Raw genomic sequence first — 26,481 nt, 5'->3', positions numbered from 1 at the left:
GCAGCGAGCTGTGGCAGACTGGCACTCTGGAACGAACCCGCACGATGCCACACAAACCTCACTATACCGGCGTTGCCGCCGAATCCCATGCTATCGCCGCGGCCCCCGTTCAGGCAGCGCTGCTGCTGGTCAACCTCGGCACGCCGACCGCCCCGACCGCCGCGGCGCTGCGGCCTTACCTGGCCCAGTTCCTCAGTGACCGCCGGGTGATCGACTACCCGCGCTGGCGCTGGTGGCCGATCCTGCACGGTATCGTGCTGCGCGTCCGCCCGGCGCGTTCGGCGCGGGCCTACGCCAGGATCTGGAGCGCCGCAGGTTCGCCGCTGCGGGTCCACAGCGAAGCGCTGGCCGCCGCGCTGCAGGCCGAGCTGGAGGCGCAAGCACCCCAGACGCTGCGCGTGGAGCTGGCCATGCGCTACGGCGAACCGGCGGTGGAAGCCACCATGGCGCGGCTACAGCGCGAGGGCGTGCGCCGCCTGCTGGTGTTGCCGCTGTATCCACAATATTCGGGCACCTCCACCGGCTCGGTCCTCGACGCGGTGGCGGATGGACTCAAGGCCCTGCGTTGGCCGCCGGAACTGCGCGTGATCAACGACTACCACGACGATCCGGGGCACATCGAGGCGTTGGCCGCGAGCATCCGCGAGCACTGGCAGCGCCACGGGCGCGGCGAGCGGCTGCTGCTGTCCTTCCACGGCATTCCCGAGCGCTATGCGCAGCTGGGCGACCCCTATCCCGAGCGGTGCCGCCACACCGCCAGCCTGCTGCGCGAGCGGCTCGGCCTCGGCCCGGATGAGCTGCTGCTGAGCTTCCAGTCGCGCGTCGGCCGCGAGCGTTGGCTTCATCCGTACACCGACATGGTGGTACCGGAGCTGGCGCGCTCTGGAGTGCGCCGCCTCGACGTGGTCTGCCCCGGTTTTGCCGTCGATTGCCTGGAGACGCTGGAGGAAATCGGCATGCAGAACCGCGATGCCTTCCTCGCCGCCGGCGGTGGCGAGCTCCATTACATCCCGGCGCTCAATGCCGGCGACGGGCAGGTGCGCAGCCTGGCGGCGCTGGTCCGCCGCCACCTGCAGGGCTGGCCGGAAGCCGGCGGCGCGGCTTGAGCGCGCCACCCCAGCCCCGCGAGCGCGTCATTGAGCTGCCGCACCTGAAGCTGGCGGCCCAGGTCTGGGGCGAGGACGGCCTGCCGTCGCTGCTCGCCGTGCACGGCTGGCTGGACAACGCCGGCAGCTTTGCCCGGCTGGCACCGCTGCTGGCCGGGCGCTTCCAGGTGCTCGCGCTCGATCTCCCTGGCCACGGGCATTCCGGGCACCTGCCGCCCGGCATGGGCTACCACTACAGCGATCACGTGCGCAGGCTGCTGCAAGTACTGGACGTGCTCAAGGCCGAACGCATCAGCGTCCTCGCCCATTCGCTGGGCGCCGGGATCAGCTCCCTGGTCGCCGCGGCGGCGCCAGCGCGCATCGAGCACCTGTGGCTGATCGAGGGCTTGGGCCCGCTGGCCGACGACGGCAGCCGCACCTTGCCACGCTGGCGCGAGGCCCTGGCCCCGTCACCGGCGCGCCAGCGGCGGCCGCTCCGCCTGTTCACCAGCATCGAGCAGGCCGTGGCGGCGCGCGTTGCCGCCAGCGGCCTTGCCGCCGAACTGGCACGGCCCATCGTCGAGCGTGGCCTGCTGGCCGTGGACGGCGGCTGGCGCTGGCGCAGCGACCCGCGGCTGACCCGGCCCTCGGCCATCCGCCTGGCCGAGAGCCAGGTGCGCAGCCTGCTGGTCGGCATCGCCACGCCCACCGCCCTGCTCCTGGCGCAGCCCGAAACGCCCTACCTGCCCGGCGCCCTGCTGCGCGAACGGGCCGCCTGCGTACCGGACATCGCGGTCAGCTGGATGGCTGGCTGCCATCACCTGCACCTGGAACACCCGCAGGCCGTCGCCGACTGGATCCTCGGGCGAAATGGTGTCAGGGACAATTACGCCGGGGACCGGCAAGGGCCCATCACGCGGAAGTAATTGTCCCTGACACCATTTCACCGTCTTATCATGGCTGGCCAGCGCGCCTGCACCCCACGCCGTGACGGGCTTGCCGGGCACGCGCGCCGCATTCATCCCCCAAAGGAGCAAGTCCATGTCGCTTTCCATGTATCAGGCCAGCGTGCCGGTGTTGTCGCGCGCACTCACCAACCTCGCCCACGTGCTGCACAAAGGCGGCGAGCACGCCAAGGCCAAGGGCGTCAGCGATGAGGTGTTGCTGCAGTTGCGCCTGACGCCGGACATGTTCTCTCTGGTGCGCCAGGTGCAGACCGCAACCGACATGGCCAAGGGTGGCGTGGCCCGCCTGGCCGGGGTCGAGCCGATGAAGATTGCCGATGACGAAACCACGCTCGCCCAGCTGGACGCGCGGATCAAGCGTGTCGTCGAGTATTTCGGCACGTTCAAGCCCGAGCAGATCGACGGCAGTGAGGAGCGCCCGATCGTGCTGCACATGCGCAGCGGCGAGCACCACTTCCTCGGCCAGCCCTACCTGCTGGAATACGTGCTGCCGAACGTGTTTTTCCACTGCACCACGGCCTACGACATCCTGCGCCAGATCGGCACCGACATTGGCAAGAAGGATTTCCTCGGCGTCTGAGCCGAGCAAAAGCCGGGGTTGAAAAGTGGTGTCAGAGTGGAATGGCATTTACTTCGGCGCAAAACTCTACATTTCGTCATTCCCGCTTTCGCGGGAATGACGAGCTCAAGTAAGTGCCATTCCACTCTGACCCCAGCTTTTGACCATGCTGCGACTGACTGACCTGCGCCTGCCGCTCGCGCACCCGCCCGAGGCCTTGGCGGCGGCGGTCGCGCGCCGCTTGCACCTTGCCCCGGCGGCGCTCATCCGCTGCACGGTGGCCCGGCGCGGCATCGACGCGCGCCGGCGTGGCGCGATCATGCTGATCTATGCCGTGGACGTGGAAACCGCTGACGAAGCCGCCGTGTTGCAGCGGTTTGCCGACGATCCCCACATCCGACCGACACCGGACACCAGCTATCGCCCGCTGCACCCTGCCGGCCCGGCCTCCCGCCTGCGCCCGGTCGTCGTCGGCACCGGGCCGTGCGGCCTGTTTGCCGCGCTGATCCTCGCCCAGGCTGGGCTGCGCCCCCTGGTGCTCGAGCGCGGCAAGGCGGTACGCGAGCGCACCAGGGACACCTGGGATCTCTGGCGCAAGCGCACGCTGCACCCCGAGTCCAACGTGCAGTTTGGCGAGGGCGGCGCCGGCACGTTTTCCGACGGCAAGCTGCACAGTCAGATTCGCGACCCGCAGCACCATGGGCGCAAGGTGCTGGAAGAATTCGTCAAGGCCGGCGCGCCGGAAGAAATCCTTTATCTGAGCAAGCCACACATCGGCACGTTCCGCCTGGTGGGCATGGTCGAGCACATGCGCGGGACGATCCAGGACCTGGGCGGCGAGGTGCGTTTCGGCTGCCGCGCCGATGACCTGCTGCTGGCTGGCCGTATGGATGGCCAGATGCGTATCCGCGGCCTGCGCCTGGCCGACGGCGCGGAGGTGCGTGCCGACCAGGTCGTGCTGGCGGTCGGGCACAGCGCGCGCGACACCTTCGCCATGCTGCATGCGCGTGGCGTGGCCATGCAGGCCAAACCCTTCTCCATCGGGCTGCGCATCGAGCATCCGCAGTCGGCGATCGACGCGGCGCTGTGGGGCGCGCAAGCCGGCCACCCGGTGCTTGGTGCGGCCGACTACAAGCTGGTGCATCACTGCACCGGCGCAGCAGCCGGGCGCACCGTGTACAGCTTCTGCATGTGCCCCGGCGGCACCGTGGTGGCGGCCACCAGCGAGGCTGGCCATGTGGTCACCAACGGCATGAGCCAGTACTCGCGCAACGAGCGCAACGCCAACGCGGCGCTGGTGGTCGGCATCGATCCGGCCGACTTCGAGCCCTACGATGGCAGTGGCAGTCCGCTGGCCGGGATCGCCCTGCAACATGCGCTGGAGACGCAGGCCTTCCGCCTCGGTGGCGGGAACTACAACGCCCCGGCGCAACTGGTCGGCGACTTCCTCGCCGGGCGACCCTCGCATGCGCTCGGCGCGGTGCAAGCCTCCTATCACCCGGGCGTGAGCCTGGGTAGCCTGGACGCGGCCTTGCCGGATTACGCGCTGGCCGCGATCCGCGAGGCGCTGCCGGCGTTCGAGCGGCAACTGCCGGGCTACGCCATGGCCGACGCTGTCCTCACCGGCGTGGAGACGCGCACGTCCTCGCCGCTGCGCATCCTGCGCGACGCCGGCCTGCAGAGTGCGAACGTGCGCGGCCTGTATCCGGCCGGCGAAGGCGCCGGCCATGCGGGCGGCATCTTGTCGGCCGCCGTGGACGGCATCCGTGTCGCCGAGGCCCTGCTGGCCACCCCACCGTAGGGCGTCACCAGGCGTTTCAAGCCCGGCGCAAGCCGGACAAGGAGCGAGTCAGCTTCGGCCGCGGGCCGCGTGAGTGCGCGTCTGCAGGCGCTTGCCAACCACGCGTTGCAACACGCGTGGGTACAGATCGCGCCAGCGCTTCTTGGCTGCCGGCCGGCCGAGCAGAAAACCTTGACCAATGCCGCAACCCATGGACACCAGGATGTCGAGTTGCTCCTGGGTCTCGATGCCTTCGGCGATCACCTGCATGTTGAGGCTGCCGGCAAGGGCAATGATCGCAGCGATGATGGTGGATGAATTGGCATGGTCGTCGGCGCTCAGCGCATGCACGAAGGCCTGGTCGATCTTGACCAGGCACAGCGGCAGCGCATGCAGGTAGCTCAACGACGAGTAGCCGGTACCGAAATCATCCAGTGCCGCGCCAATACCCTGCTCGCGCAGGCCCTGCAGCACCGCGCGCACCTGTTCCAGGTCGCCGAGCAAGGTGCCCTCGGTGACCTCGATGATCAAGCGGTCGCGCGCCACTCCGGTGCGCTCCAGCAAGGCCAGCAAGCGGGCCGCAAAGTCCGGGCGCCCGAGATGGCGGCCGGAGACGTTGATGGTAAGAAAAGTATCCGCCGGACAATCCTCGGCCAGGCGTTGGCAGCCCTGCTCGAAAATTTGCCAGTCGATGGCCTCGATCAAGCCACTGTCCTCCGCCACCTTGAGGAATTCCTGCGGGAGCAGCAATCCCCGCTGCGGATGATGCCAGCGCAACAAGGCCTCGAAGCCGACCAGTTTGCCGTCGGCCAGGCGCCGCAGCGGCTGGAAATACGGCTCGAACTGGCCATGTTGCAGGGCGTGCCGCAGGCGCGCCTCCATGCCGAGCATGCCGGTGATTTCAGGTGCCCAAGCCGCATTGAACAGCTCGACCCGATGGCGCCCCAGGTGTTTGGCCCGGTTCAGGGCCAGGTCCGCCTGGCGCTGCAGGTCGTCGGCCACTGCGCCACGGCCGTCAGCCACGGCGACGCCGATGCTGACCGAGGGCGCGATTTCCTCGCCAGCCACGAACAAGGTGCGGTTCACCGCGTCCAGCGCGCCACGCGCCACGGCAAGCGCAGCGCCAGGCGAGTCGACCACGTCGAGCAGGATGGCAAACTGGTCGCCGGACAGACGCGCCACCATGGCCGACGCCTTGACGCTGGCTATCAACCGCAAGGCCACTTCCTTGAGCACGGCATCGCCATGCACGTGGCCAAGGCTGCCGTTGACCACCTTGAAACGGTCGACCCCCACGTACAGGAGAGCGCAGCGGTGCCCGGGCGTCGCGCGCACGCGCTCGAGCACATGGCCCAGGTGCACATGTAGTGCCCGACGATTCGGCAGGCCGGTGAGCTGATCATGCAACAGTTGATGCTCCAACTGCCGCTGCACGCGTGTGCGGCGCAGTTGCTGACGGTGCAGCTCGCGCTGATGCAGCCCGATCTGGTGCTCGAGCCTGGCCCGCGTCTCGCGCAGGCTGCGCATTTCACGGCGCAGGAAGATCGCACTGGCAAGCTGCGGAGCCAGACTGGCGAGGACTGCCTCGTCGCGCGCGCCATAGCTCGCCATGGCATCGCAGGAACTCACCGCCACGACGCCCACCACGTCGCCGCCGTGGCACAGCGGTGCGCCCAGCCACGAGGTCGTGCGTCGCGCGGTCTCTGGGCCGATTTCACCGGCCGCACGCAAAGCCTCGATGTGCGGCTGTTGCAGCAACGTGGGCTCACCCCGGCGCAGTACGTATTCGCTCAGGCCCTGGCCGTTGATCCGGGTCTTGAGTTGGCGTCTGCCGGCGCTCACGCAATAGCGGAACTCGAGCCGTGAGGCATCCACTGATTGCAGCGCGATGGACAGACTTCGTGCATCGAGTAGGCTGCCGATAAGGTCGTGGGTGCGCGCGTAAAACGTGTCGTCGTCGATCTCGGCGCTGGCGAGGTGCGCCAGCTGCAACAAGGCCCCCTGCACCTCGCGCGCACGTTGCTGTTCCAGCACTTCCTGGAGCAGTTGGCCACTGCGGTCGTCCACGGGCGCGTCGTGCGCCCCAGTCCGTCGTTCCGGACCGGCGTGGCCCTGCTGCTCGAGCGCCGACAGGACGTGATTGGCGGCAAACTCCAAGAGTTGCCGATCCTCGGCGCGGTACCAGGCCCCACCCTTGGGATCGTGCACCAGCAACGCACCCTCGACCTGCGCACCACGGCGCAGCGGAACGCCCAGCCAAATCGGCTGCACGGTCGCATCTGACCCGGTGGTGGCAGTAGCCGGCAGCAAGGGTTGCCCTTGCCCGCCCAGGGTCCGGCCCTGGTCCAGCACCTGCCCCAACGGCGATCCAGGCAGGACGCGCAAGACTCGGCCGGCTGGTTCCGGGCCAGGATGTCCGTCGCTGGGCGGGCTGTCGTAAAGCAACTGCACGGCATCGGTCGCGCCCACGCACTGCACCACCAGCAGGTTGGGCGCAGCCATCAGCGTGGCCAGCACGCGGTGCACGCCGCGCAGCAGGTGCCGCAGGCCCAGTGCCGAGCCAGTGATATCGGCGATGGCCAGCAGTGCACGCTGCATGTGCTCGGCCCGTTCCAGCCGGCGTTGCGCCGGCGGCATGGCCAAGCCATGGATGGCACGCGACAGTCGAGCCAATGCCAGCGCCAGGCGACTGCCGAGCGCCTCGAGCAAGGCCGGTACCGAGACTTCCTCGAGCAGCCGGGCCAGCAAGACCACCTGATCAGCCTCCTGCAGGCGCACGGCAACCAGGCCCTGCGCCTGCGCCCTCCCGTCGGCCGCCGCCAGCGCGCTACGCACCAGGCGTTGTTCGACCGGCGTGCATGCGCCACCAGCGACGTCGGTCGGCGCCGTTACCACGCTGGAGTCGGTGGACCAGCACAGCAGGGCGTCGACCGCCAGACCGGAGGCATCGACAAGCTCAATCACGAGTGCCGCGGACTGCTGTGGGGTGGTCGCCACCTGCAGCCGCGCAAACCAGGCGGTTTGCCTGAGGTTGTCCAGTGCAACCGTCGCGACTTCAGGGAGCTTGCTCATGGCAAAGTGGGTAACCTGATCGGGAAACACGCCCACCCTGACCGGGCAGATACTGGCGGCGTACCGCTCCAGTCGTGCAAAGAGATCACATGCAAGGACCCGGCCAACCAGCCAATCATTCGCCGCGGATCGCGGCACTGCTCGTGCATGCTTGAGCAGGCCTGCAAGGACACCATCCGCGCCGCCTACGCGCAGCTGCAGGGCGGTCTGCCGGGCTTTCGCCCGCGCGCCGCGCAGCGGCGGATGATTGCCGAGGTGGCCAAGACCTTTGGCGAGGCCGGCGCCGTGGCCGCGATCGAGGCGCCGACCGGCACCGGCAAATCCATGGCCTACCTCTTGGCCGGGGTTGCCTTGGCCCGCGCCAGGCACAAGCGCCTCCTCATCACCACGGCCACGGTGGCCTTGCAGGAGCAGCTGCTGCGCAACGACATCCCGCAATACCTGGCGCTGACCGGCGGCACGGCGGTGGTGGCGCTGGCCAAGGGCCGGGCGCGCTACCTGTGCCCGCGCAACCTGGCGTTGGCCCTGCGCGGGCTGGACGCTGGTGAACAGCTTGGCCTAGACGGCTTCGAGGCGGAAACCGCGTTGTGGACCAAGCCGCCAACCACAGCCGACCGGCAAGCGCTGGAGCGGTTGGCCACGGCATTCGCCGAGCACAGCTGGCAGGGTGACCTTGACGCCGCCCCGGCAGCCATCGGTGACCTGCTGCGGCCAATGGTGACCACCAGCGCCGGCGGTTGCAGCGGCCGCAAATGCGCCTATTTCGCGCAATGTCCGTTCTTTGCCGCCAGGCGCAGCCTGGACGATGCCGAAATCATCGTGGCCAACCACGACCTCGTCCTGGCCGATCTCATCATGTCCGGCGACCTGGACCACCCGGGAGGCGTGATCCTGCCGCCGCCGGGGGACACCTTGTACGTGTTCGACGAGGCCCATCGCCTGCCCGGCAAGGCCATTGCCCGCGGCACCAGCGAGGTGCAGCTGGGCGCCGCGGCGCGCCAACTCGAACGCCTCGGACTCCTGGTCCACACCGCCTACGCCTTTGCCGGCAAGGCTTCGCTGGGCGGACTGGACGTGGCCCAAGGGGCGGAGAAACTACAACAGCTCGGCCAGGCCCTGGACCTGCTGGATATGGCCATCCGCCGCGACTGGGCCCCCGACGCGGATGACGGCGCCGCCGCCTATCGCGGCTCGCTGGGCCGCCTGCCAGAGTCCTGGGTGGAACAGGCGCGCGCGCTGCACATGGCCACGACCGCGCTGCAACGCTGGCTCACGGCCGTGCGCCGCGGTGTGTTGGAAGCCCCGGAAGGCGGCCCGCTGGAGGAATCCCTGGCCGGTGACCTCGGCCTGGCCCTCGAACGCCTTGCCCGACATGCCGCCTGCTGGGAGGCATGGGCCAGCATCGATGCCACCGACGAACCGCCACTGGCACGCTGGGCCACGCTGAGTGGCGAGCACCAGCTCGTCTGCCACGCCTCAGCAGTCTCAGCCGCCGGGCTGTTGCGCAGCGTATTGTGGGGACATGCCGGCGGCGTGCTGCTCACTTCCGCCACGCTCAGCACGGGCGGCGATTTCAGCAGCTACGCGGATGCCGTCGGCTTGCCGGAAGACGCGCTGACACTGAGCCTGCCCTCGCCCTTCGACCTCGGCCGCCAGGCACGGCTGGAGGTGCCGGTGATGCACCACCTGCCCGATGCACGTGAGGCGCACGCCGACGAAATCGGCGACTGGCTGGCCAGCCACCTCGATTGGGACGCAGGCAACCTCGTGCTATTCACCTCGCGCGCCAAGCTGCAACGCGTGCTGCAGCGCCTGCCCATCGCCCAGGTGCGCAAGGTACGCGCGCAGGGTTCGCTGCCCAAGGCCGACCTGCTCGCCGCGCACGGCGAGGACATCGCCGCCGGCAAGGGCAGCACGGTGTTTGGCCTGGCCTCGTTTGGCGAAGGCCTGGATCTGCCCGGAAAACTCTGCGAGACCGTGGTGATCACGCAACTGCCGTTTGCGGTACCCAGCGATCCGGTCGGCGCAACCTATGCCGAATGGCTGGAAGCGCATGGCCGCAATCCCTTCCTCGAAGTCAGCGTGCCCGAAGCCACGCGCCTGTTGATCCAGTACTGCGGACGCCTGATCCGCAGCGAAAGCGACCATGGCCGCATCGTGTTGCTGGACCGGCGCGTGGTGACGCGACGCTACGGCAGCGGCATGCTCCGCGCCCTGCCGCCGTTCCGCCGCGTCATCGACCATAACCCCTGAGGCGCGCGGCGCTCCCTTACACCGGCTCCCTGCGGGAACGCCCCTGGATGAAGGCGCGCGAACCGCCTTCGGCCTCGGGAGAAGTCCGGCGCAAGCCGGAAGCAGGGCGGGAAGCGGGCGGGGATTGGGCTTTAAGCTTGTTCAAAGCAGGATTGCGCATCCTTGCGGCCGGAAATCCAGCCGTTGAGGTAATGGCATGCATCGTTGGTTGCCGGTCGGCGTACTGCTGGCCCTGCTCGCGGCTCCGGTCGCGGCGCAGTCCGTGCTCAAAGTGAGCGCGGCGCAAACCCAGGCCCTGGGCATCAAGGTGGGCACGGTGCCGGCCGCCACGCAGGTGCCGCTCGAAGGCTTGCCAGCCACCGTGCTGGCCCCGCTGCAGGACAGCACGGTGGTGAGTGCTCCCTTCGGCGGCCTGACCATGGCCATCCTGGCGCGCGAAGGCGAGGCCGTGCGCCGCGGCCAGCCCCTGGCGCGCATCCAGAGCCGCGAGGCCATGACCCTCGGTGCCGACCTGGCCGCCGCGCGCGGCGATTTCCGCGTAGCCGAAGCCCAAGCCACGCGCGACCGGCAACTGCTGGAAGAAGGCATCATCCCAGCCGCCCGCGTGCAAACCGCCTTGGCCCAACGCGACAGTGCGGCCGCCCACCTGCGCGAGCTCGAGGCGGCAACCGCCATGGCCCCGCAGGCGGCTGGGGCCGCGCCCGGCACGTATGAGTTGCGCGCACCGCTGGACGGGGTGGTGATCGAGCGCGACCTGCGCCTGGGCGAACCGGTGGCGGCACTGAGCAAGGCCTTCATCGTCGCCAAGCCGGGCGTGGCCACGCTGGAAATGCAGATACCCGCCCGCTACGCGGCGCAGTTGCGCACGGGGCTGCAGGTGCGCACCGACGATGGCGCTACCGGCACCGTGGATGAAGTGGGTGCAGCCGTCCATACGGCCAGCCAGACCGTGCTGGTGCGCGCCAGCCTGCGCGGTGAACACCTGTTGCCGGGCCAGCAGACCAATGCCACGCTGCTGCTGCCCGCTCCCACGCAGGCCTGGCTGCTACCTGCCGGCGCCTTGACCGAGCACGCGGGTGCGCGCGTGCTGTTCGTCGCGCAGGGCGAGGGCTTCGTCCCGGTGACCGTGACCCTGCTGGCCCAGACCAGCGACGGCCTGAGCGTGGTGGTCGCGCCGCTGACCGCCAGCAGCCGCATCGCGCTGGCCGGGGCCGGCGCACTCAAGGCCATGCTGGCGGCCGGAGGCTGACATGCTGCAACGCCTGATCGCGTTCTCGCTGGCACAGCGCCTGCTCGTGGTGCTGGGCGCCCTGGCGATCGCAGGCGCCGGCGTCTGGGCCTACCTCAACCTGCCCATCGATGCCTATCCGAATATCGCGCCCACCCAGGTCAAGCTCATCCTGAAGGCGCCCGGCATGACTCCCGAGGAGGTGGAAACCCGGGTGGTGGTGCCGGTGGAGATGGAGCTGCTCGGCATCGAACATGCGCGCCTGTTGCGCTCGGTCTCCAAGTACGCGATGGCCGACGTCACGCTCGATTTCGACGAGGGCACGGATATCTACTGGGCGCGCCAGCAGGTGTCCGAACGCTTTGCCTCGGCGGCGGGCGCGTTGCCCGGTGACGTCAGCGGCGGCTTGGCGCCCATCGCCACGCCGCTGTCGGACATGTTCATGTTCACCATCGAGGGCGGCGGGCTGAGCCTGGCCGAGCGGCGCACCTTGCTGGATTGGACGATCCGCCCGGCGCTGCGGACGATTCCCGGCGTCGCCGACCTCAATGCACTTGGCGGGGAAGTGCGCAGCTTCCTGGTCACTCCCGACCGCGCGCGCCTGTCAGCCGCCGGACTGCATTTCCGCGACGTGTCGGACGCCGTGCTGCGCAACAACCGCAATGACGGTTCGGGCCGCCTGCGCGAAGGCGACGATGCGCTGATCGTGCGCGCCGAAGGCGCGGTCAGCACCCTGGCCGACCTGCGCCAGGTGGTCGTGGCGACGCGCGATGGCATGCCGTTGCGCGTGGGCGACCTGGCCGAAGTCAGCTACGGCAGCCTGACCCGCTACGGCGCGGTGACCCGCGATGGCGTCGGCGAAGCCGTCGAGGGCCTGGTGGTTGGGCTGCGTGGCGCCGACGCATCCAAGATCGTCGATGCGGTGCGCGCACGTCTCGCCGAGCTCCAATCGGCGTTGCCCAAGGGCGCGCGCATCGAGGTGTTCTACGACCGTGGCGCGCTCATCGAGCGGGCGGTCGGCACGGTGCGCAGCGCCCTGCTCGAAGCCACGGTGCTGGTGGTGATCCTGCTGCTGCTGTTCCTGGGTGACGTGCGCGCCGCGGTGGTGGTGTCGCTGACGCTGCCGCTGGCCGTGCTGATCGCCTTCCTGCTGATGCATTGGTTCGGGCTGAGCGCGAACCTGATGAGCCTGGGGGGCCTGGCGATTGCGATCGGCCTGCTGGTCGACGCCGCGGTGGTGGTAGTGGAAAACACCGTCAACCACCTCGTGCCCGGGCACAATGGCGAGGCGCCGCCCAAACTGCATCGTGTCTACCGCGCCGTCGGTGAGGTCGCGCAACCGGTGGTGTCGGGCATCATCATCATCTGCCTGGTGTTCATGCCGCTGCTCTCGTTGCAGGGGCTGGAAGGCAAGCTGTTTGGGCCGGTGGCGTTGACCATCATCTTCGCCCTGGCCGCCTCGCTTGCGCTGTCGATGACCGTGGTGCCGGTGTTGTGCTCGTACCTGTTGCCCGAGCGGCCCCACCGGGAGCCCTGGCTGATGCGCTGGATCACGCACGGTTACCGGCCGCTGCTGGACTGGTCGCTGGCACACGCGCGCTGGGTCGGCATGATCGCCGCCGGACTGCTCGCGATTGGCGTGGTCGCCTACCTGGCGATCGGCAAGACCTTCATGCCGGTCATGGACGAGGGCGACCTGCTGATCCAGCTGGTCAAGCAGCCCTCGATCGGGCTGGACGCCTCGCTGGAGCAGGACCTGGCGCTCGAGCGCGCGATCCTCTCGCGCGTGCCCGAGGTCGAGCACGTGATCTCGCGCGTCGGTTCGGACGAGCTCGGGCTCGATCCCATGGGCCTCAACGAATCCGACATGTTCCTGCAGCTCAAGCCCAAGAAGACGTGGCGCGTGCGCGACAAGGCCTGGCTGGAAGAGCAGTTGCGCCAGGTGACCCAGGACTTCCCCGGCGTCGACTACGGCTTCACCCAGCCGATCCAGATGCGCGTTTCGGAGATGCTCACCGGCAGCCGCGGCGATATCGCGGTGAAGGTGTTTGGCCCCGACCTCGGCATGCTCAACCAGATTGCCAATCGGGTCGCCGCCACCATGGAGCAGACCCATGGCAGCCAGGACGTGATTGCGCAGACCCAGGAGGGTGTGCGCTACCTTGGCGTGCGCATCGACCGCCAGGCCGCCGGCCGCCATGGCCTGGACGTGGCGGCGGTACAGGACGAGCTGCGCGGCCAGCTCGAGGGCCTGCCGGCGGGCACCGTGCTTGAGGAGCAGCGTCGGGTGCCGGTCATCGTGCGCGGCGAGAGCCGGCTGACGGCCACACCGGCGATGTTCGAGCGCGTCAACCTCGCCACGCCCGACGGGAACCAGGTGCCCCTGGACCGCGTTGCCAGCCTGCAGGCCACGACGGGCCCGATGCTGATCCACCGCGAGGACGGCTCGCGCTTCGTGCTGGTGCAGGCGAACGTGGCCGGCCGTGACCTGGTCGGCTTCGTCGAGGAGGTCCGCACCGCGGTCGCGCGCGACATCCATCTGCCGGCCGGCTACAGCATCACCTGGGGCGGCCAGTTCGAGAACCAGCAGCGTGCCGCGGCGCGCCTGGCACTGGTCGTACCGTTGGCCTTGGCCCTGATCTTCCTGGTGCTGTTCTCGACGTTCGGTTCCATGCGCCAGGCACTGTTGATCCTGTTCAACATTCCGTTCGCCCTGGTCGGTGGCATCGTCGCCCTATGGTTGTCCGGCCAGTACCTGTCAGTGCCGGCCTCGGTCGGCTTCATCGCCCTGCTCGGCATCGCCGTGCTCAACGGCCTGGTGCTGGTGGCCTACTTCAACCAGCTTGCGGCCACCGGCATGCCGCTTGACCAGGTCGTGCGCGAAGGCGCGATGCGCCGCCTGCGTCCAGTGCTCATGACCGCCTCCATCGCCGCCCTGGCGCTGGTGCCCCTGCTGTTCGCCTCCGGCCCCGGTTCGGAGGTGCAACGGCCGCTGGCAATCGTGGTGATCAGCGGACTGGTGACGTGTACGGCGCTCACCCTGTTGCTGCTGCCGACCTTGTTCCGCCGCTTCGGCGCCCCCGCCCAAGGCAGGAGTGGATGATGGACCAGAACCTGAAACGACTGACGGTGGTCGTCCCGGACGACCTCGGCGAGGCCCTGCTGGAAACACTGCTGGACATGCGTCCGGCCCTGCCCGGCTTCACGACGCTTCCCGTCTCCGGACATGGTGAGCGCTTCGACGGCGCCAGCGTACGCGAGCGCGTGCGTGGCCGCATCGAACGGCGCATGGCCTGGCTGGTCCTGCCCGCCGAGGATGTCACCGGGGTATTGCAGCAACTGCGCGAACGCATGCCGCATCCCGACATCGTCTGGTGGGTCGAGCCCGTCGAGAGCATGGGGAGGCTCGCATGAAGCCCTGGCTTGGCGTGCTCGCCGGCCTGGCCATGCTGCCCGCGGCACTGGCGGCGCAAACCGCGGCCGCGGTGCCCCCGCCCTTGCACTTGCCGGCGGAGGAACTGGCCCTGCCCGCGATTGCCCGCATGCCCGAGATCCAGGCCGCGATGGCACGGCTGTCGCGTGCCGAAGCCGATGCGCGCCTGCGCGACGTCGGCAGCCACGAGGCGACCCTGCTCATGATCCCACAGCGCCGAACCATCCAGAACGGCCCCACGTTCAACGAATGGGAGGCCGACCTCAGCCGCGGTGTACGCTGGCCGCACAAGGCGGGCCTGGACCGCGAGATCGGCGCTGCCGGCACCGAGGCTGCGCAACTGTCACTGGCCGATGCTTACCACGCCGGGGCCCGTCGCCTGTTGGCGCTGTGGACGGGGTGGCAACGCGGGCGCGCCGTGGTCGCGGAGCAGCACGCCCAGGTGGCCATCTGGGAACGCGACTACCAGGCGATCGGGCGCCGGCTCGCGCTTGGCGATGCAGCACGCCGTGACCAGGTCGCCGCCGAGGCGGCCCTGGCGCAGGCACGCGCCGCTGCCTTGCGTGCTGAAGCCGACCTGCAGGTCGCCACGCTGGCCTTGCACAGCACCTTCCCCGGCCTGCCCTTGCCCGGGCACGCTACGGTTGCCGGCGAGCCCGCGCAGCTGGATGGCAGCGACGCGCACTGGAGCGGACTGATCGTCGAGCGCAGCCACGAGATCGGCATTGCCGCAGCGCTGGCCCGGCAACGCGAAGCTGAAGCGCGGCGCGCACGCGCCGACCGCTTGCCCGACCCCACCGTTGGCGTGCGTGTACTCGACGATCTTGGCGGCCGCGAGCGCGCCGTGGGCCTTATCGTCAGCATCCCCATCGGCGTACGCCAGCGCAGCGCCACGGCGGCGGCGGCCGGTGCCGATGCGTTGCAGGCGGAAGCCGAATTGGCCGTGGTTCGTCGCGACATCGAACACGACGCGATCGACCGCGTGGCGCAGATGCGTGCCACACATGCGATCTGGGTACAGCGCAGCCAGGCCTTGCGCGCCGCCGCCGACAGCGCCAGCCGGACCGAGCGCGCCTATACCCTGGGCGAGAGCGGCCTGGCCGAGCTGCTGATGGCACGGCGCAGCGCGCTGGAGGCCGCGCTGGCCGAGCGCGGCGCCGCGATCGACGCGACGGAAGCCATGGCCATGGTGCGCATCGACGCCCACGACCTGTGGCACTACCACGCTGGCGAAGGCGACAACGAAGCACACGACGCCGGTCCAACCCTGCCCCTGCCCTGACCCCAGCCGGTGCGGACAGGGCGTTGACTCGGGTCAAGCGCGGCGGCAAGGCCAGGATTTATAGTTGCGGGCATGGCTTGCCACCCCACACACGACGGGTCGGACATCATGGCCGTCCAGACGGCCTGCTGTCAGCTACTCCTATGACCCACGAACACTCGCCGCGGCCGGATTGGGATCCTCATTCCGGACCGATGCTGGACAATCAGATCGCCGCCTTTGACCGCCTGCGCCGGGAATGTCCGGTGGCAACGGGCGCGCACGGCTACGTGACCTTGCTGCGGCACGCGGACGTGGTGCGCGCGCTGCACGATCCGGGCACGTTCAGCAGCGCGGTTTCGCGTTACCCGTCCGTACCCAACGGCATGGATCCGCCGGAGCATGGTGTCTTCCGCGCCATCGTCGACGGCTACTTCGCGCCCAACGTCATGGCGGGATTCGAGCCCGTCTGCCTGGACATCGCCGAACGCCTGGTGGCACGACTGCCGGCGGCAGGCATGGTGGACATCGTCACCGGCTTTGCCGAGCCGTTCGCGCTGCAGGTGCAGTGCGCGTTCATGGGCTGGCCGGAGGATTTGCACCGGCCGCTGCACCAGTGGACGCGCAAGAACCATGCGGCGATCCGCGCTCGCGACGAGGCGGCCATGGGCGCCGTGGCCTTTGAGTTCGACGGCACCATCCGCAAGCTGCTGGAGGAGCGGCGGCAGGCCGGTGCGTCGGCACCGGACGACGTCACCACGAGGCTGCTGCGTGAGCAGGTCCATGGCCGACCGTTGGCCACGGAGGAAATCGTCAGCATCATCCGCAACTGGACCGTCGGCGAGCTGGCAACGATTGCCGCCTCGGTGAGCATCCTCGTCTACTACCTGGCGGAACACGCCGAACTGCAGCAACGGTTGCGCGGGCAACCCGAATTGTTGCCGGCGGCTATCGACGAAATCCTGCGCATGCACGGTCCGCTGGTGATGAACCGGCGGGTCGCCACGCAGCCGGTGTGTATCGGCGGCCACGAGCTGCGGGCGGGGCAGCGCGTGGCCATCGTCTGGCCCTCGGCCAACCGCGACGAGGCGGTGTTCGGCGACCCGGATGAGCTGCGCCTGGACCGTGATCCGGCGCTGAACCTGCTGTACGGCGCGGGCATCCACGTGTGCCCCGGCGCGCCACTGGCGCGCCTGGAATTGCGCGTGCTCATGGCGGCCTTGCTGCGTCGTACCAGCGACTGGAACACCGTCGCGGGCCACGCCGCGGCGCGCGCAGCCTATCCGGCCAGCGGTTACGCCAGCGCGCCAATAGACATCCGCAAGTCCGGGGCCGAATAGGGCGCCGCGTGTGCGTCCGCTCGCGACGAAATGCCGCGGCGCCCGCGCCTGCGCGCTTTCGGCGCACCGGGTCCATCGACCAGCCGGTGCTCCTATACTTGAAACGTAGCGCCTGCGTCCGGCTGCAGCCGCCGGCCACCTTGCCCCGGTCACGAGTCCCCGCGATGTCCCCCAGCGCCAACGTGCTCGACCTGAACCAGTTGCGCCGCACCTGCCGGACCTGCGCCTTGTACGAGCTGTGCCTGCCGGCCGGGATCGACGGGCCAGGCCTGGTCCAGTTGGACGCCGTGGTCCGCGACCGCCGCCTGGTCAATCGCGGCGAGGCGCTGTATCGCGATGGCGAGCCCTTTACCGCACTGTACGCCGTGCGTTCGGGCGCCTTGAAAACCTATGTACAGAACGCCGCAGGGGACATACAGATCATCGGCTTCCACCTGCCGGGTGAGATCCTCGGCTTCGATGCCGTGGCCACCGATTTCCACGTCAGCTACGCGGAGGCACTGGAGCGCAGCAGCCTGTGCGAGGTGCCCTTCGTGCGCCTGCAACAGGTGGCGCGCGAGGTGCCGGCGCTGCAGCGCCAATTGCTGCGCGTGGCCAGTCGCGAGGTCGCAAACGAACACCAGCATCTGGTGGCCATGGGCAAGCAGCAGGCGCAGGAGCGGCTGGCTGGATTCCTGCAGAATATTGCCGATCGCTACGCCCGCCTCAGCCGCGACAACTCATCGCTGACCTTGCCGATGTCGCGGGCCGATATCGCGAATTACCTGGGCCTGGTGGTGGAAACCGTAAGCCGTGGGTTCACGCGCATGGAAGACATGGGCGTGTTGGCGGTCAACCGCAAGCAGGTGCGCATCCTGCGGCCGGACCTCCTTGCCAGCCTGTGCAGCGCCGACACTGCCGATCTGCCACGGCCACACGCGCAGTCGGGCGGTCGCCACTAAAAAGGGGTCCGTCACCAGCGATGGCTCGGACGCATGACGACTCAGCGACTGTCCACCAGCGGATGCTGGCCGCGCCACTCGAGCTGGAGCCAGAGCTTGCGGTTGTCATGGCCAAAGCCGCGCGCCTGATAGTCGGCGTATTTCACGAGTGCCGCCAGTCCGGGCAGCAGCGGCACGCTGAGCGAGGCATCCCATTCGGTGCCGTAGCGGCCGCCGTGGTCGGCGCGGTAGTCGTGCCAGGTCAGCGCCCATGACGGCCTGGTGTCGAAGGCACCAAGCGCAAGCGCGCCGCTGACGCCAAGGTAGCGGTCCTCGAGGCCACCGGGCGGGGTCACGTTGAACTGGTCATCCCAGCCATTGAACGCATGCAAGGTGGCCAGCGGCGTCTGCAGGGCATGCCGGCCATTGCCACCCAGGTGCTCCCAACCTGCGCGCGCGGTGATGCCCCGCTGGGTCCAGGTCGGTTCGAGCAGCCAATAGGCATGCGTGAAGTGCTGCGGATTGTCCGCATAGTCGCTCTGCCGCGCGGCCTCGACGCTCCAGCCCAAACCATTGCCGGCACGCAGCGCGCTGCCAGTCCAGCGCAAGCCCCAGGTCGCCGTCGATGCCGTGGCCACGTCCCTGTCGTCATGCAGATAGGCATAGGCGATCCAGCGCTGCGCCCCAGTGGCCCACGCGGCGTTGAGCAGGTGCGTGTTCAATCTGCGCTCCCGGGCCTGCCGGTTCAGCGCGTCCGGACCGGCTACCCGATGCACACGGTCGAGCCAGTCGTACTGCACCGTGAGGTGTGCCAGCGGCTGCCAGCTCGCCGCGAGCGCATCGAAGGTCTGCTCCGACTGGCGCCAGCCGCTGTTGCCAACCCAGCGTTGGTTGTCCAGTTGCAGGCGCTGGCGACCGAGGGTTACGCCGGTTCCCGCCCCCTGCCAACCCAGCCAGGCCTGGTTGAGGTCGCTGCCGGTCGGATCGGTCACTGCCGGATACTGGCTGCGGCCATTGGCGCCGCTGTTGTAGCGCGCACTGGCGCTGGCCGTGCCGGTGCCCTCCAGCAAACCGGTCCAGCCAGCCGCGAAGTGGCCGCGAAGACCAAGGCGCAAGCGCAGGGTGTTGGCGTTCGCGTCCTTGCTGAAGGCTGCATCGTCGACCTGTTCATGGCGCCAGCGGGCATCCCACTCCAAGGCCCAGGGCGGTGCCGTGGACGAATCGGCGTCCGGCAAGGGGGCCGCGGCGGACAACCCCGACCAGCCCAAGCCGCCCAGCAGGCAGCCGGCAGCCACGGCACGCACGAGCTCACGCATGTCATTACCCTCCGAAGAAACCAGGATCAGCGCTTGCCCGGCGTGGGTTGGCTCCCCACCAAGAGCCCGCGCACGGCGGCGACGAAGTCAGGGTCGAGCCGACCGATGACGTCGGTGCGGGCCGCGATGCGGCCGTCGGCGTCCAGCAGGATCAGCTCGCTGCTGTGGTTGAACTCGCCATCCGGCAGTTGCCGGTATTGGATGCCCAGCAGCGCGGCAAGCTGGCGCGTGGCGGACGGCGTGGCGTGGGCCAGCGTCCAGCGCTGCAGGTCGAGCTTGCGCATGCCTGCATACTTGCGCAGCGCCTCGGTATCGTCGCGCGCGGGGTCGAAGCTCACCGCCAGGATGTCGAGTCGCTGGCGCGCCGTCTCGTCGAGCGTCTTGCGGGTCTTCTCCACGGTCTCGATGATCATCGGGCAGACCATGGTGCACGAGGTGTAGAACATGGTCACCAGTTGCGGCCGGCCGCGTCGCGCCGCCATGGGCTGCACCTGCCCGTCCTGGTCGGTGAGCTGTACGGGAAGCTGGTAGACGGAGTCGCGGGGCAAGGCGGTGTTGGCCGCGAAGCCCGTGGAGGCCAGAAGCAGCGCGGCACACAGTCCAAACATCACTCGCAGCATGACCTTTTCCTCAGCGTGGTTTCGCGCAGCGAAAACCCAGGTTGTTGGTGGTGTCGACCGCCTTGAGCGCGGAGAGCATGGCCACCCGCATCAAGGTCGCGTAGTTTTCCTTTTCCTGCATGCTGATCGCCCCGGCGCCGCAGAATTTCAGCTTGTTCGCCCCGTCCTGGTCCCGGCTGTCGACGCCGACCAGCAGGGCGTTGAAGTCATCCACCCATTCCCACACCAGGCCGTTCAAGTCGCGCACGCCGAAGAAGTTCGCCTCGCCACCCACCGCTGGCAGGGCCTTGTTGGATGGACGTCCATACCAGCTCAGCATGCGCTCACGCCAGGCAGGATCGGCGCGCGCATCACTGCGCGAGGCATCGGCTGCCGCCGCGTACTCCCATTCGTACCAGGTGGGCAGGCGCGCACTTTCGCTCTCACAGAACGCCTGCGCGGCAAACCAGCTCACCCGCGTCACCGGCTGCCGCGCCAAGGCGCCCGCGCCGAGCACGGTCGGCGCCGACCAATGCGACAGGTAGGCCGCATCGGCCAACACCGTGGCCACCTTCCCCCGTTGCCATTCTGGATGGGCGGTGACGAAGGCAAGAAATTCCGCATTCGTCACCGGCTCGGTACGCAGCTGGAACGGTGCGATCCTGGGCTGCGCCGCCTTGCCATCCGCCGGCAGCACGCTGGCAAAGTCGCCGCCGGGCAGCGCCACGTAGCGACCCTCGGCTGCCGCCGGGCGGACCGCCAGTGCCAGCAGGGGCAGGCACAAGCAGCCTGCCCACCGCAGCCAGCGTGGCGGGCGCCGGGGCATCAGTGCTCCCCGCGTGGTGCGTTGGCGGGTGCAGGCTTCGCGCGCTCCTTGGCAACGTCTTCCTTGGTGATGCGCCCACCCGGGTTGCCCCAGCTGTTCAGCACGTAGGTCAGGATGTTCGCCACCTCGTCATCCGTGAGCTGGGCCATGGGCGGCATGACCGAGTCGTACTCCGCGCCGTTGACCGTGACCTTGCCGGCCAGGCCATGCGTCACCACGCTGATCGCCCGCTGCGGATCGGCCGCGAGGTAGTCGGACTTCGCCAGCGGCGGGAACACGTTCGCCAGGCCCTCGCCGTTGGACTGGTGGCAGACCGAGCAGGTGCCGGTGAAGAGCTGCCTGCCGGCCGCGACTTGTTCCTCCTTGGTTTGCGTGCCTGCCGCATGCGCCTTTGCCGCGACGGTGACCGCCTTGAGGTTCGGCTCGGAACGGTCACTCAGGTAGACCGAGTCGACTTCCTTGCCTGAATACACCAGCTTGTTCTCCGGCCCGTCCACCTTGAGGATGCCGAGCGCGCCCTTGTTGAAGGCGCGGAAGATCGAGTGGTCGACCAGCACGTAGCTGCCCGGCACATCGGTGTGGAACTCCACCGTGGCCGCGCCGCCGGCGGGGATCAGCGTGGTCTGCACGTTGTGCTGCGCCACGGTGCCGCCTTCGGGCTGGACCTTGTCGAAGATCTCGCCAATCACATGGAAGCTCGAGACCAGGTTCGGGCCGCCGTTGCCGATGAACAGGCGCACCGTCTCGTTGGTCTTGGCGGTCAGCGCCTTGTCACCGGTGAGCGCGCCTTCCATGCCGTTGAAGAGGACATAGGTCGGGTGCTCCTCGATCGCCTTTTCCATGTTGAACGGCTGGTGGCCCTTCTCGCGGTATTTGCCGGTCGTGTAGAAGTCGCCCTGCATTACGTAGTACTCGTGGTCGACCGGGGACAAGCCCTCGGGTGGCTCGACCAGGATCAAGCCATACATGCCATTGGCGATGTGCATGCCGACCGGCGCCGTCGCGCAGTGGTAGACGTAGATACCCTGGTTCAGCGCCTTGAACGTGAACTGCGATTCGTGCCCCGGTGCCGTGAAGCTCGACGCCGCGCCACCACCCGGCCCGGTCACGCCGTGCAGGTCGATGTTGTGCGGCATCTTCGAATCCGGCGCGTTCTTCAGGTGGAACTCCACCGTGTCGCCCTGGCGCACGCGGATGAAGCTGCCGGGCACCGTGCCCCCAAACGTCCAGAACGTGTAGCTCACGCCCTCGGAAATCGGCATCTCCTTCTCGATGACCTCGAGCTCGACGATGACCTTGGCCGGGTAATTGCGATGGATCGGCGGCGGGACGTGGGGCGGACTGGTCAACACCGCGTGGATCGGATCCCCTTGCGGCGGGCCAAAATCACCGCGCTGGCTGGGCAGCGACGTCGACACTGCGGGCGCCTGGGGCGCTTCCGCGGCGGGCTTGGACGAGCAGGCGGCCAGCGCAAGCATGCTGGCGGCGAGCAGGGCACTGACGGACAGGCGTTGCATGGTGACTCCCCGTGTGGATTCGAGGTCACACTAAGCGAGGTCAGTCACGCGCGATTGACTTGGGTCAGGGCTCTCCCAGTAAATGCTGCGTCGCGACAATACGCCGCAGTATGGCGCCGCCCAGCAGGCCATGGCACCGACAGCGCGTCACGGATTTGCCTGCCGTGGCAGGCAAGCATGTGTTCGACTCAGGCTGGGGTGTTCAATGACCGCCCGCTCTCGTACCAGCCCTTGGAACGATTCACGATCCAGACGACCGAAAGCATGATTGGCACTTCGATCAAAACGCCAACCACGGTGGCAAGTGCCGCGCCGGACTGGAACCCGAACAGGCTGATGGCCGCGGCGACCGCCAATTCGAAAAAGTTGGACGCGCCGATCAACGCTGAGGGCCCTGCGACGCAGTGCCGTTCGCCAGATATGCGGTTGAGCAAATAGGCAAGGCCCGAGTTGAAATAGACCTGGATCAGGATCGGTATCGCCAACAGCGCGATCACGAGCGGCTGGGCCAGGATCTGTTTGCCCTGAAAGCCGAACAGCAGGGTCAGGGTAACGAGCAACGCCACCAACGAAAGCGGCTGTAGTCGATCCAGCAACCGCTTCAATGCAGGCTCACCGCTGGCCGCGAGCAATCGCCGGCGCAGCAGCTGCGCGGCGACGACAGGCACGACGATATAAAGCGCGACCGAGAGTGCGAGCGTACCCCACGGCACCGTGATGGCCGAAAGACCGAGCAGCAGCGCGACGATCGGCGCGAAGGCGAACACCATGATGGTGTCGTTGAGCGCAACCTGGCTCAACGTGAAATACGGCTCGCCCTTGGCCAGGTTGGACCAAACGAAGACCATGGCAGTGCAGGGCGCAGCGGCCAGGATAATGAGACCGGCAATGTAGCTGCCAATTTGTTCGGCCGGCAGATAGGGACGGAAGAGCCGACCAATGAAGAACCAGCCGAGCGCGGCCATGGAAAACGGCTTTACCGCCCAGTTGACGAACAGCGTGATGCCGATGCCGCGCCAGTGCTCCCTGACCCGCCCAAGCGCAGCGAAATCGATCTTGACCAGCATCGGCACGATCATCAGCCAGATCAGCACTGCGACCGGCAGATTGACGCTGGCGACCTCGGCTTCGCCGATCGCATGGAAAATGCTGGGCAGGAAGTGCCCGAGCGCTATGCCGGCAACGATGCACAGCGCCACCCAAAGGGTCAGATAGCGTTCGAAGACGGACATGGCTCCCTACGCTTTGGCCACACGCTGGCCGTGCTCGTCAATCACGCGCTCGCCGTCTTCCTTGACGAACGCGCCTCGCTGCGGTGGCAGCAGATCGAGCACTTCCTCAGAGGGGCGGCAGAGCCTGACACCCCTGGGGCTGACGACAATCGGCCGATTGATCAGGCTAGGATGCGCCATCATGGCGTCCAGAAGCCGATCGTCGGTCAAGGCAGGGTCGCCCAGGCCGAGTGCCGAGAACGGCGTTCCCTTCTCGCGCAGCAAGGCGCGAGCGCCGATCCCCATGCGCGCGATTAGCCGTTCGAGCAAGATCCGGGTCGGCGGTGTCTTCAGATACTCGATGACATGTGGCTCGATGCCGGCATTGCGGATCAACGCCAGCGTGTTGCGCGAGGTGCCGCAGTCCGGATTGTGATAAATGACGATGTCCATCGCCTGCCAGCCTCCGTCAGCAACAACCGGATCGGGGACCACAGCAACTGGCGGCCGGCTGTTCATCGGGCGACGCGGACGCCGAATCCGGGGCACAGCACGCACCCTCGGCCGAGCACGTCGCGTCGGCGGCATAGTAGGTTGTCGCACCACCGACCGTGCGAAAACTTTCCCAGCGCGTGCCCTGAGGGTCTTCCGCCCACAATTTGTCGGACCGTGCATAACAGCAGACTGCAGCCTGCTCAGGCACGATGGCCGCGCCAGCCGCTTCCAGGCGGTTGCCCAGCGTGTTGAGATCGTCGTCGGTCTCCACTTGGAAACCCAAGTGGTCGACGCCGGGCATTCGGCCGGTATTGGAGATCGCGAAGTTCACCTTGGGGTCGTCCAGCATCCACTTCGCGTAGTCGGGCTTCAGGACCGCCGGGTCCGCCGCGAACAGCGCGGAATAAAAGCGCACGCTCGCATCGAGATCGGCGACGTTGAGGTGGACGTGGAATCGATTCATGTGATGGCTCCGGTCTTGCGCGGGTTGCAGGTGGCGACGGGATCGCAGTCCGCGGTCCCGGCACAGCAGTTTTCAGTCAAATATGCGAGCAGCGCGTTCATCTGGAGATAGTTCGCGCGCACGCGGATGATCCGGCCTTCGCGCTGGTCATGCACCAAGGCAGCGGCACGCAATACGTTGAGATGCGCCGTGAGCGTCGCCGGCGGCAAGTCCAGCCGTTCGCGCAGTTCGCCCACTGGCATCCCGTTGGTTCCAGCTTGGACGAGCGCGCGGAAGGCGGACAATCGAGACTCATGTCCGAGGGCGCTCAAGGCGCTGAGGGCAGCCTTCATTTCCATATTTTTAGTATTTCGGAAGTGTTTGAGCCCGTCAAGGCTCTCCGTCGCCCACACCCAAGGACAGGCGCCCTATTGGCGCCACGCGGCGGAAACCCCGCCGTCAGCTGCCCATATAGGGGTAGCGGTAATCGGTGGGCGGCACGAAGGTTTCCTTGATCGCGCGCGGGCTGATCCAGCGCACCAGGTTCAACATGGAACCGGCCTTGTCGTTGGTGCCCGAGGCGCGGGCGCCACCAAACGGCTGCTGACCCACCACGGCACCGGTGGGCTTGTCGTTGATGTAGAAGTTGCCGGCAGCGTTGCGCAGATGCTCCATGGCTTGCTGGATCGCGCCGCGGTCGCGGGCAAACACCGCGCCGGTCAGCGCATAGGGGCTGGTCCGGTCCACCACGTCCAACGTCTCCAGCCACTTCGACTCGTCGTAGACGTTCACCGTGACCACCGGGCCGAACAACTCGTCGCACATGGTGCGGTAGGCCGGGTTGCTGGTGAGGATCACCGTCGGGCGCACGAACCAGCCCTCGCGGTCGTCGCATTCCCCGCCGACCAGGATCTCCGCGTCGCCGGAGGCCCGCGCCTCCTCGATCGCCGCGCGCTGGGTCTGGAAACTCGCGCGGTCGATCACCGCACCCATGAAATTGCCGAAGTCGGCCACGTCGCCCATCGCTATGCCAGGCACCTGGTCGAGCAAGGCCTGCTTGAGCTGCGGCCACAGGTTGCCGGGCACGTAGATCCGGCTCGGCGCCGAACACTTCTGGCCCTGGTATTCGAACGCGCCACGCAGGATGGCGGTACCGAGCGCAGCGGGGTCGGCGCTGGCATGCGCGATGATGAAGTCCTTGCCGCCGGTTTCCCCCACGAGGCGCGGATAGCTCACGTACTGGTCGATGTTGTTGCCGACCGTGCGCCACATCTGGTGGAACACTTTGGTCGAGCCGGTGAAATGGATGCCGGCCAGGTGCTTGTCCGCCAGCACCGGATCGCCAATCGTCGCGCCGCTGCCGCTGACCAGGTTGATCACGCCATCGGGCAGTCCGGCCTCGCGCAGCACCTGCATCAGGAAGTGCGCGCTGTAGATCGCCGTGCTCGCCGGCTTCCACACCACGGCGTTGCCACACAGCGCGGGCGCGGTCGGCAGGTTGCCGGCAATCGAGGTGAAGTTGAATGGCGTCACCGCAAACACGAAGCCTTCCAGCGGGCGGTGTTCCAGGCGATTCCACATGCCCGGTGCGCTCTGCGGCTGCTCGCGCAGGATTTGCTCGTAGAACGCGACGTTGAAGCGCAGAAAGTCGATCAGCTCGCAGGCGCTGTCGATTTCCGCCTGGTGGCAGGTCTTGCTCTGGCCGAGCATGGTCGCGGCATTGACGGCGTCGCGGTACGGGCCATGCAGGAGCTCCGCGGCCTTCAGGAACACCGCGGCGCGCGCTTCCCAAGGCAGGGCCGCCCACTCGCGTTGTGCGCGCAACGCAGCCTCGATCGCCTGCTGCACCTCCGCCGCGCCGCCCTGATGCACGTCGGCCAGCACGTGGGCATGGCGATGCGGCATCACGGCCTGCGCCAACTTGCCGGTGCGCACCTCGCGGCCGCCGATGACCAGCGGAATCTCGATCTTCTCCGCCGTCATCCTCGCCAGTTGCGCCTGCAGGCTGGCGCGCTCGGGACTGCCCGGAGCATAAGTGTGGACGGGTTCGTTGGACGGGAGGGGGGCTGTGGAGATGGCGAGGGACATGACGACTCCTGGTTTGGACGTCCCATTGTAGGCCGCGCCTGCAGGTCGGGGCATCATCCGGCACGGGACCTGCGGCCTGCGTAGTCTTAAC

At 68.1% G+C, this 26,481-nt stretch carries 21 protein-coding genes; 11 read left to right on the top strand and 10 right to left on the bottom strand.

The genetic code is table 11. The features are described from left to right. Positions 1-44: 44 nt before the first annotated feature. The 4 genes from hemH to AC3WJB_RS05320 all read left to right on the top strand — a co-directional run bounded on the left by hemH (position 45) and on the right by AC3WJB_RS05320 (position 4,410). Entirely contained in the window at positions 45-1,106 is a 1,062-nt protein-coding gene (hemH, locus tag AC3WJB_RS05335; protein WP_492683083.1) for a ferrochelatase, read from the top strand. After that, complete coding sequence (locus AC3WJB_RS05330; protein ID WP_492679434.1) at positions 1,103-2,011, top strand: alpha/beta fold hydrolase; 909 nt, start codon at positions 1,103-1,105, stop codon at positions 2,009-2,011. Before hemH ends, AC3WJB_RS05330 begins: the two co-directional genes overlap by 4 nt. Before the next feature lie 115 nt (positions 2,012-2,126). Then, positions 2,127-2,630, top strand: a complete 504-nt coding sequence (locus AC3WJB_RS05325; RefSeq protein WP_492679432.1) for a DUF1993 domain-containing protein — start codon at positions 2,127-2,129, stop codon at positions 2,628-2,630. Positions 2,631-2,775: 145 nt separating this feature from the next. Then, positions 2,776-4,410: an NAD(P)/FAD-dependent oxidoreductase gene (locus AC3WJB_RS05320; RefSeq protein WP_492679430.1), complete on the top strand. Its 1,635-nt coding sequence runs from the start codon at positions 2,776-2,778 to the stop codon at positions 4,408-4,410. A 48-nt stretch (positions 4,411-4,458) separates the two neighbouring features. On the opposite strand, the gene AC3WJB_RS05315 is transcribed toward AC3WJB_RS05320, so the two are convergent. Continuing rightward, positions 4,459-7,461: a putative bifunctional diguanylate cyclase/phosphodiesterase gene (locus tag AC3WJB_RS05315; protein WP_492679428.1), complete on the bottom strand. Its 3,003-nt coding sequence runs from the start codon at positions 7,459-7,461 to the stop codon at positions 4,459-4,461. A gap of 147 nt (positions 7,462-7,608) precedes the next feature. Here AC3WJB_RS05315 and dinG point away from each other — a divergent pair, with 147 nt between their 5' ends. From dinG to AC3WJB_RS05280, 7 genes are all read left to right on the top strand, one after another. Next, complete coding sequence (gene dinG / locus AC3WJB_RS05310; RefSeq protein ID WP_492679426.1) at positions 7,609-9,714, top strand: ATP-dependent DNA helicase DinG; 2,106 nt, start codon at positions 7,609-7,611, stop codon at positions 9,712-9,714. Positions 9,715-9,910: 196 nt separating this feature from the next. Then, positions 9,911-10,963 (top strand): efflux RND transporter periplasmic adaptor subunit, encoded by a 1,053-nt coding sequence (locus AC3WJB_RS05305; protein ID WP_492679424.1) that lies wholly within the window; start codon positions 9,911-9,913, stop codon positions 10,961-10,963. Position 10,964: 1 nt separating this feature from the next. Further along, positions 10,965-14,045, top strand: coding sequence for an efflux RND transporter permease subunit (locus tag AC3WJB_RS05300; protein ID WP_492679422.1), 3,081 nt, complete (start codon positions 10,965-10,967; stop codon positions 14,043-14,045). Next, positions 14,045-14,356, top strand: a complete 312-nt coding sequence (locus AC3WJB_RS05295) for a DUF3240 family protein (protein ID WP_492679420.1) — start codon at positions 14,045-14,047, stop codon at positions 14,354-14,356. The genes AC3WJB_RS05300 and AC3WJB_RS05295 overlap by 1 nt, the downstream gene beginning before the upstream one ends. Continuing rightward, positions 14,353-15,657: a TolC family protein gene (locus AC3WJB_RS05290; protein ID WP_492679418.1), complete on the top strand. Its 1,305-nt coding sequence runs from the start codon at positions 14,353-14,355 to the stop codon at positions 15,655-15,657. The genes AC3WJB_RS05295 and AC3WJB_RS05290 overlap by 4 nt, the downstream gene beginning before the upstream one ends. A gap of 143 nt (positions 15,658-15,800) precedes the next feature. Next, positions 15,801-16,976: a cytochrome P450 gene (locus AC3WJB_RS05285; protein WP_492679416.1), complete on the top strand. Its 1,176-nt coding sequence runs from the start codon at positions 15,801-15,803 to the stop codon at positions 16,974-16,976. 164 nt (positions 16,977-17,140) lie between these two features. After that, entirely contained in the window at positions 17,141-17,917 is a 777-nt protein-coding gene (locus AC3WJB_RS05280; RefSeq protein ID WP_492679414.1) for a helix-turn-helix domain-containing protein, read from the top strand. Positions 17,918-17,958: 41 nt separating this feature from the next. Here AC3WJB_RS05280 and AC3WJB_RS05275 read toward each other — a convergent pair whose 3' ends face one another. The 9 genes from AC3WJB_RS05275 to pruA all read right to left on the bottom strand — a co-directional run bounded on the left by AC3WJB_RS05275 (position 17,959) and on the right by pruA (position 26,390). Continuing rightward, positions 17,959-19,212: an alginate export family protein gene (locus tag AC3WJB_RS05275; RefSeq protein WP_492679412.1), complete on the bottom strand. Its 1,254-nt coding sequence runs from the start codon at positions 19,210-19,212 to the stop codon at positions 17,959-17,961. Positions 19,213-19,238: 26 nt separating this feature from the next. Continuing rightward, positions 19,239-19,832: an SCO family protein gene (locus AC3WJB_RS05270; protein WP_492679410.1), complete on the bottom strand. Its 594-nt coding sequence runs from the start codon at positions 19,830-19,832 to the stop codon at positions 19,239-19,241. 10 nt (positions 19,833-19,842) lie between these two features. Then, positions 19,843-20,637 carry a formylglycine-generating enzyme family protein gene (locus tag AC3WJB_RS05265; protein WP_492679408.1) on the bottom strand — a complete coding sequence of 265 codons (795 nt, stop codon included), beginning with the start codon at positions 20,635-20,637 and terminating at the stop codon, positions 19,843-19,845. After that, entirely contained in the window at positions 20,637-22,154 is a 1,518-nt protein-coding gene (gene nirK, locus AC3WJB_RS05260) for a copper-containing nitrite reductase (protein WP_492679406.1), read from the bottom strand. The genes AC3WJB_RS05265 and nirK overlap by 1 nt, the downstream gene beginning before the upstream one ends. 188 nt (positions 22,155-22,342) lie before the next feature. Beyond that, a complete protein-coding gene (gene arsB / locus AC3WJB_RS05255; RefSeq protein WP_492679404.1) occupies positions 22,343-23,386 on the bottom strand; it encodes an ACR3 family arsenite efflux transporter in 1,044 nt (347 codons plus the stop codon). A gap of 6 nt (positions 23,387-23,392) precedes the next feature. Continuing rightward, complete coding sequence (gene arsC, locus AC3WJB_RS05250) at positions 23,393-23,818, bottom strand: arsenate reductase (glutaredoxin) (RefSeq protein ID WP_492679402.1); 426 nt, start codon at positions 23,816-23,818, stop codon at positions 23,393-23,395. A gap of 16 nt (positions 23,819-23,834) precedes the next feature. After that, a complete protein-coding gene (locus AC3WJB_RS05245; protein WP_492679400.1) occupies positions 23,835-24,323 on the bottom strand; it encodes an ArsI/CadI family heavy metal resistance metalloenzyme in 489 nt (162 codons plus the stop codon). Next, on the bottom strand, positions 24,320-24,655 hold the full coding sequence (locus AC3WJB_RS05240; RefSeq protein ID WP_492683080.1) for an ArsR/SmtB family transcription factor: 336 nt from the start codon (positions 24,653-24,655) through the stop codon (positions 24,320-24,322). Before AC3WJB_RS05240 ends, AC3WJB_RS05245 begins: the two co-directional genes overlap by 4 nt. Positions 24,656-24,761: 106 nt before the next feature. Continuing rightward, positions 24,762-26,390 carry an L-glutamate gamma-semialdehyde dehydrogenase gene (gene pruA / locus AC3WJB_RS05235; RefSeq protein WP_492679398.1) on the bottom strand — a complete coding sequence of 543 codons (1,629 nt, stop codon included), beginning with the start codon at positions 26,388-26,390 and terminating at the stop codon, positions 24,762-24,764. Positions 26,391-26,481 lie beyond the last annotated feature (91 nt).

The sequence above is a fragment of the Rhodanobacter sp. FW510-R10 genome, assembly GCF_058781105.1.
Note: the sequence above shows the minus strand (reverse complement) of the source record. Positions and strands in the feature narration are given on the sequence as shown.

Coding starts and splice junctions, on each gene's coding strand:
- hemH (WP_492683083.1), top strand. CDS start 45: ATGCCACACAAACCTCACTATACCGGCGTTGCCGCCGAATCCCATGCT.
- AC3WJB_RS05325 (WP_492679432.1), top strand. CDS start 2,127: ATGTCGCTTTCCATGTATCAGGCCAGCGTGCCGGTGTTGTCGCGCGCA.
- AC3WJB_RS05320 (WP_492679430.1), top strand. CDS start 2,776: ATGCTGCGACTGACTGACCTGCGCCTGCCGCTCGCGCACCCGCCCGAG.
- AC3WJB_RS05315 (WP_492679428.1), bottom strand. CDS start 7,461: ATGAGCAAGCTCCCTGAAGTCGCGACGGTTGCACTGGACAACCTCAGG.
- dinG (WP_492679426.1), top strand. CDS start 7,609: ATGCTTGAGCAGGCCTGCAAGGACACCATCCGCGCCGCCTACGCGCAG.
- AC3WJB_RS05305 (WP_492679424.1), top strand. CDS start 9,911: ATGCATCGTTGGTTGCCGGTCGGCGTACTGCTGGCCCTGCTCGCGGCT.
- AC3WJB_RS05300 (WP_492679422.1), top strand. CDS start 10,965: ATGCTGCAACGCCTGATCGCGTTCTCGCTGGCACAGCGCCTGCTCGTG.
- AC3WJB_RS05295 (WP_492679420.1), top strand. CDS start 14,045: ATGGACCAGAACCTGAAACGACTGACGGTGGTCGTCCCGGACGACCTC.
- AC3WJB_RS05290 (WP_492679418.1), top strand. CDS start 14,353: ATGAAGCCCTGGCTTGGCGTGCTCGCCGGCCTGGCCATGCTGCCCGCG.
- AC3WJB_RS05285 (WP_492679416.1), top strand. CDS start 15,801: ATGACCCACGAACACTCGCCGCGGCCGGATTGGGATCCTCATTCCGGA.
- AC3WJB_RS05280 (WP_492679414.1), top strand. CDS start 17,141: ATGTCCCCCAGCGCCAACGTGCTCGACCTGAACCAGTTGCGCCGCACC.
- AC3WJB_RS05275 (WP_492679412.1), bottom strand. CDS start 19,212: ATGCGTGAGCTCGTGCGTGCCGTGGCTGCCGGCTGCCTGCTGGGCGGC.
- AC3WJB_RS05270 (WP_492679410.1), bottom strand. CDS start 19,832: ATGCTGCGAGTGATGTTTGGACTGTGTGCCGCGCTGCTTCTGGCCTCC.
- AC3WJB_RS05265 (WP_492679408.1), bottom strand. CDS start 20,637: ATGCCCCGGCGCCCGCCACGCTGGCTGCGGTGGGCAGGCTGCTTGTGC.
- nirK (WP_492679406.1), bottom strand. CDS start 22,154: ATGCAACGCCTGTCCGTCAGTGCCCTGCTCGCCGCCAGCATGCTTGCG.
- arsB (WP_492679404.1), bottom strand. CDS start 23,386: ATGTCCGTCTTCGAACGCTATCTGACCCTTTGGGTGGCGCTGTGCATC.
- arsC (WP_492679402.1), bottom strand. CDS start 23,818: ATGGACATCGTCATTTATCACAATCCGGACTGCGGCACCTCGCGCAAC.
- AC3WJB_RS05245 (WP_492679400.1), bottom strand. CDS start 24,323: ATGAATCGATTCCACGTCCACCTCAACGTCGCCGATCTCGATGCGAGC.
- AC3WJB_RS05240 (WP_492683080.1), bottom strand. CDS start 24,655: ATGAAGGCTGCCCTCAGCGCCTTGAGCGCCCTCGGACATGAGTCTCGA.
- pruA (WP_492679398.1), bottom strand. CDS start 26,390: ATGTCCCTCGCCATCTCCACAGCCCCCCTCCCGTCCAACGAACCCGTC.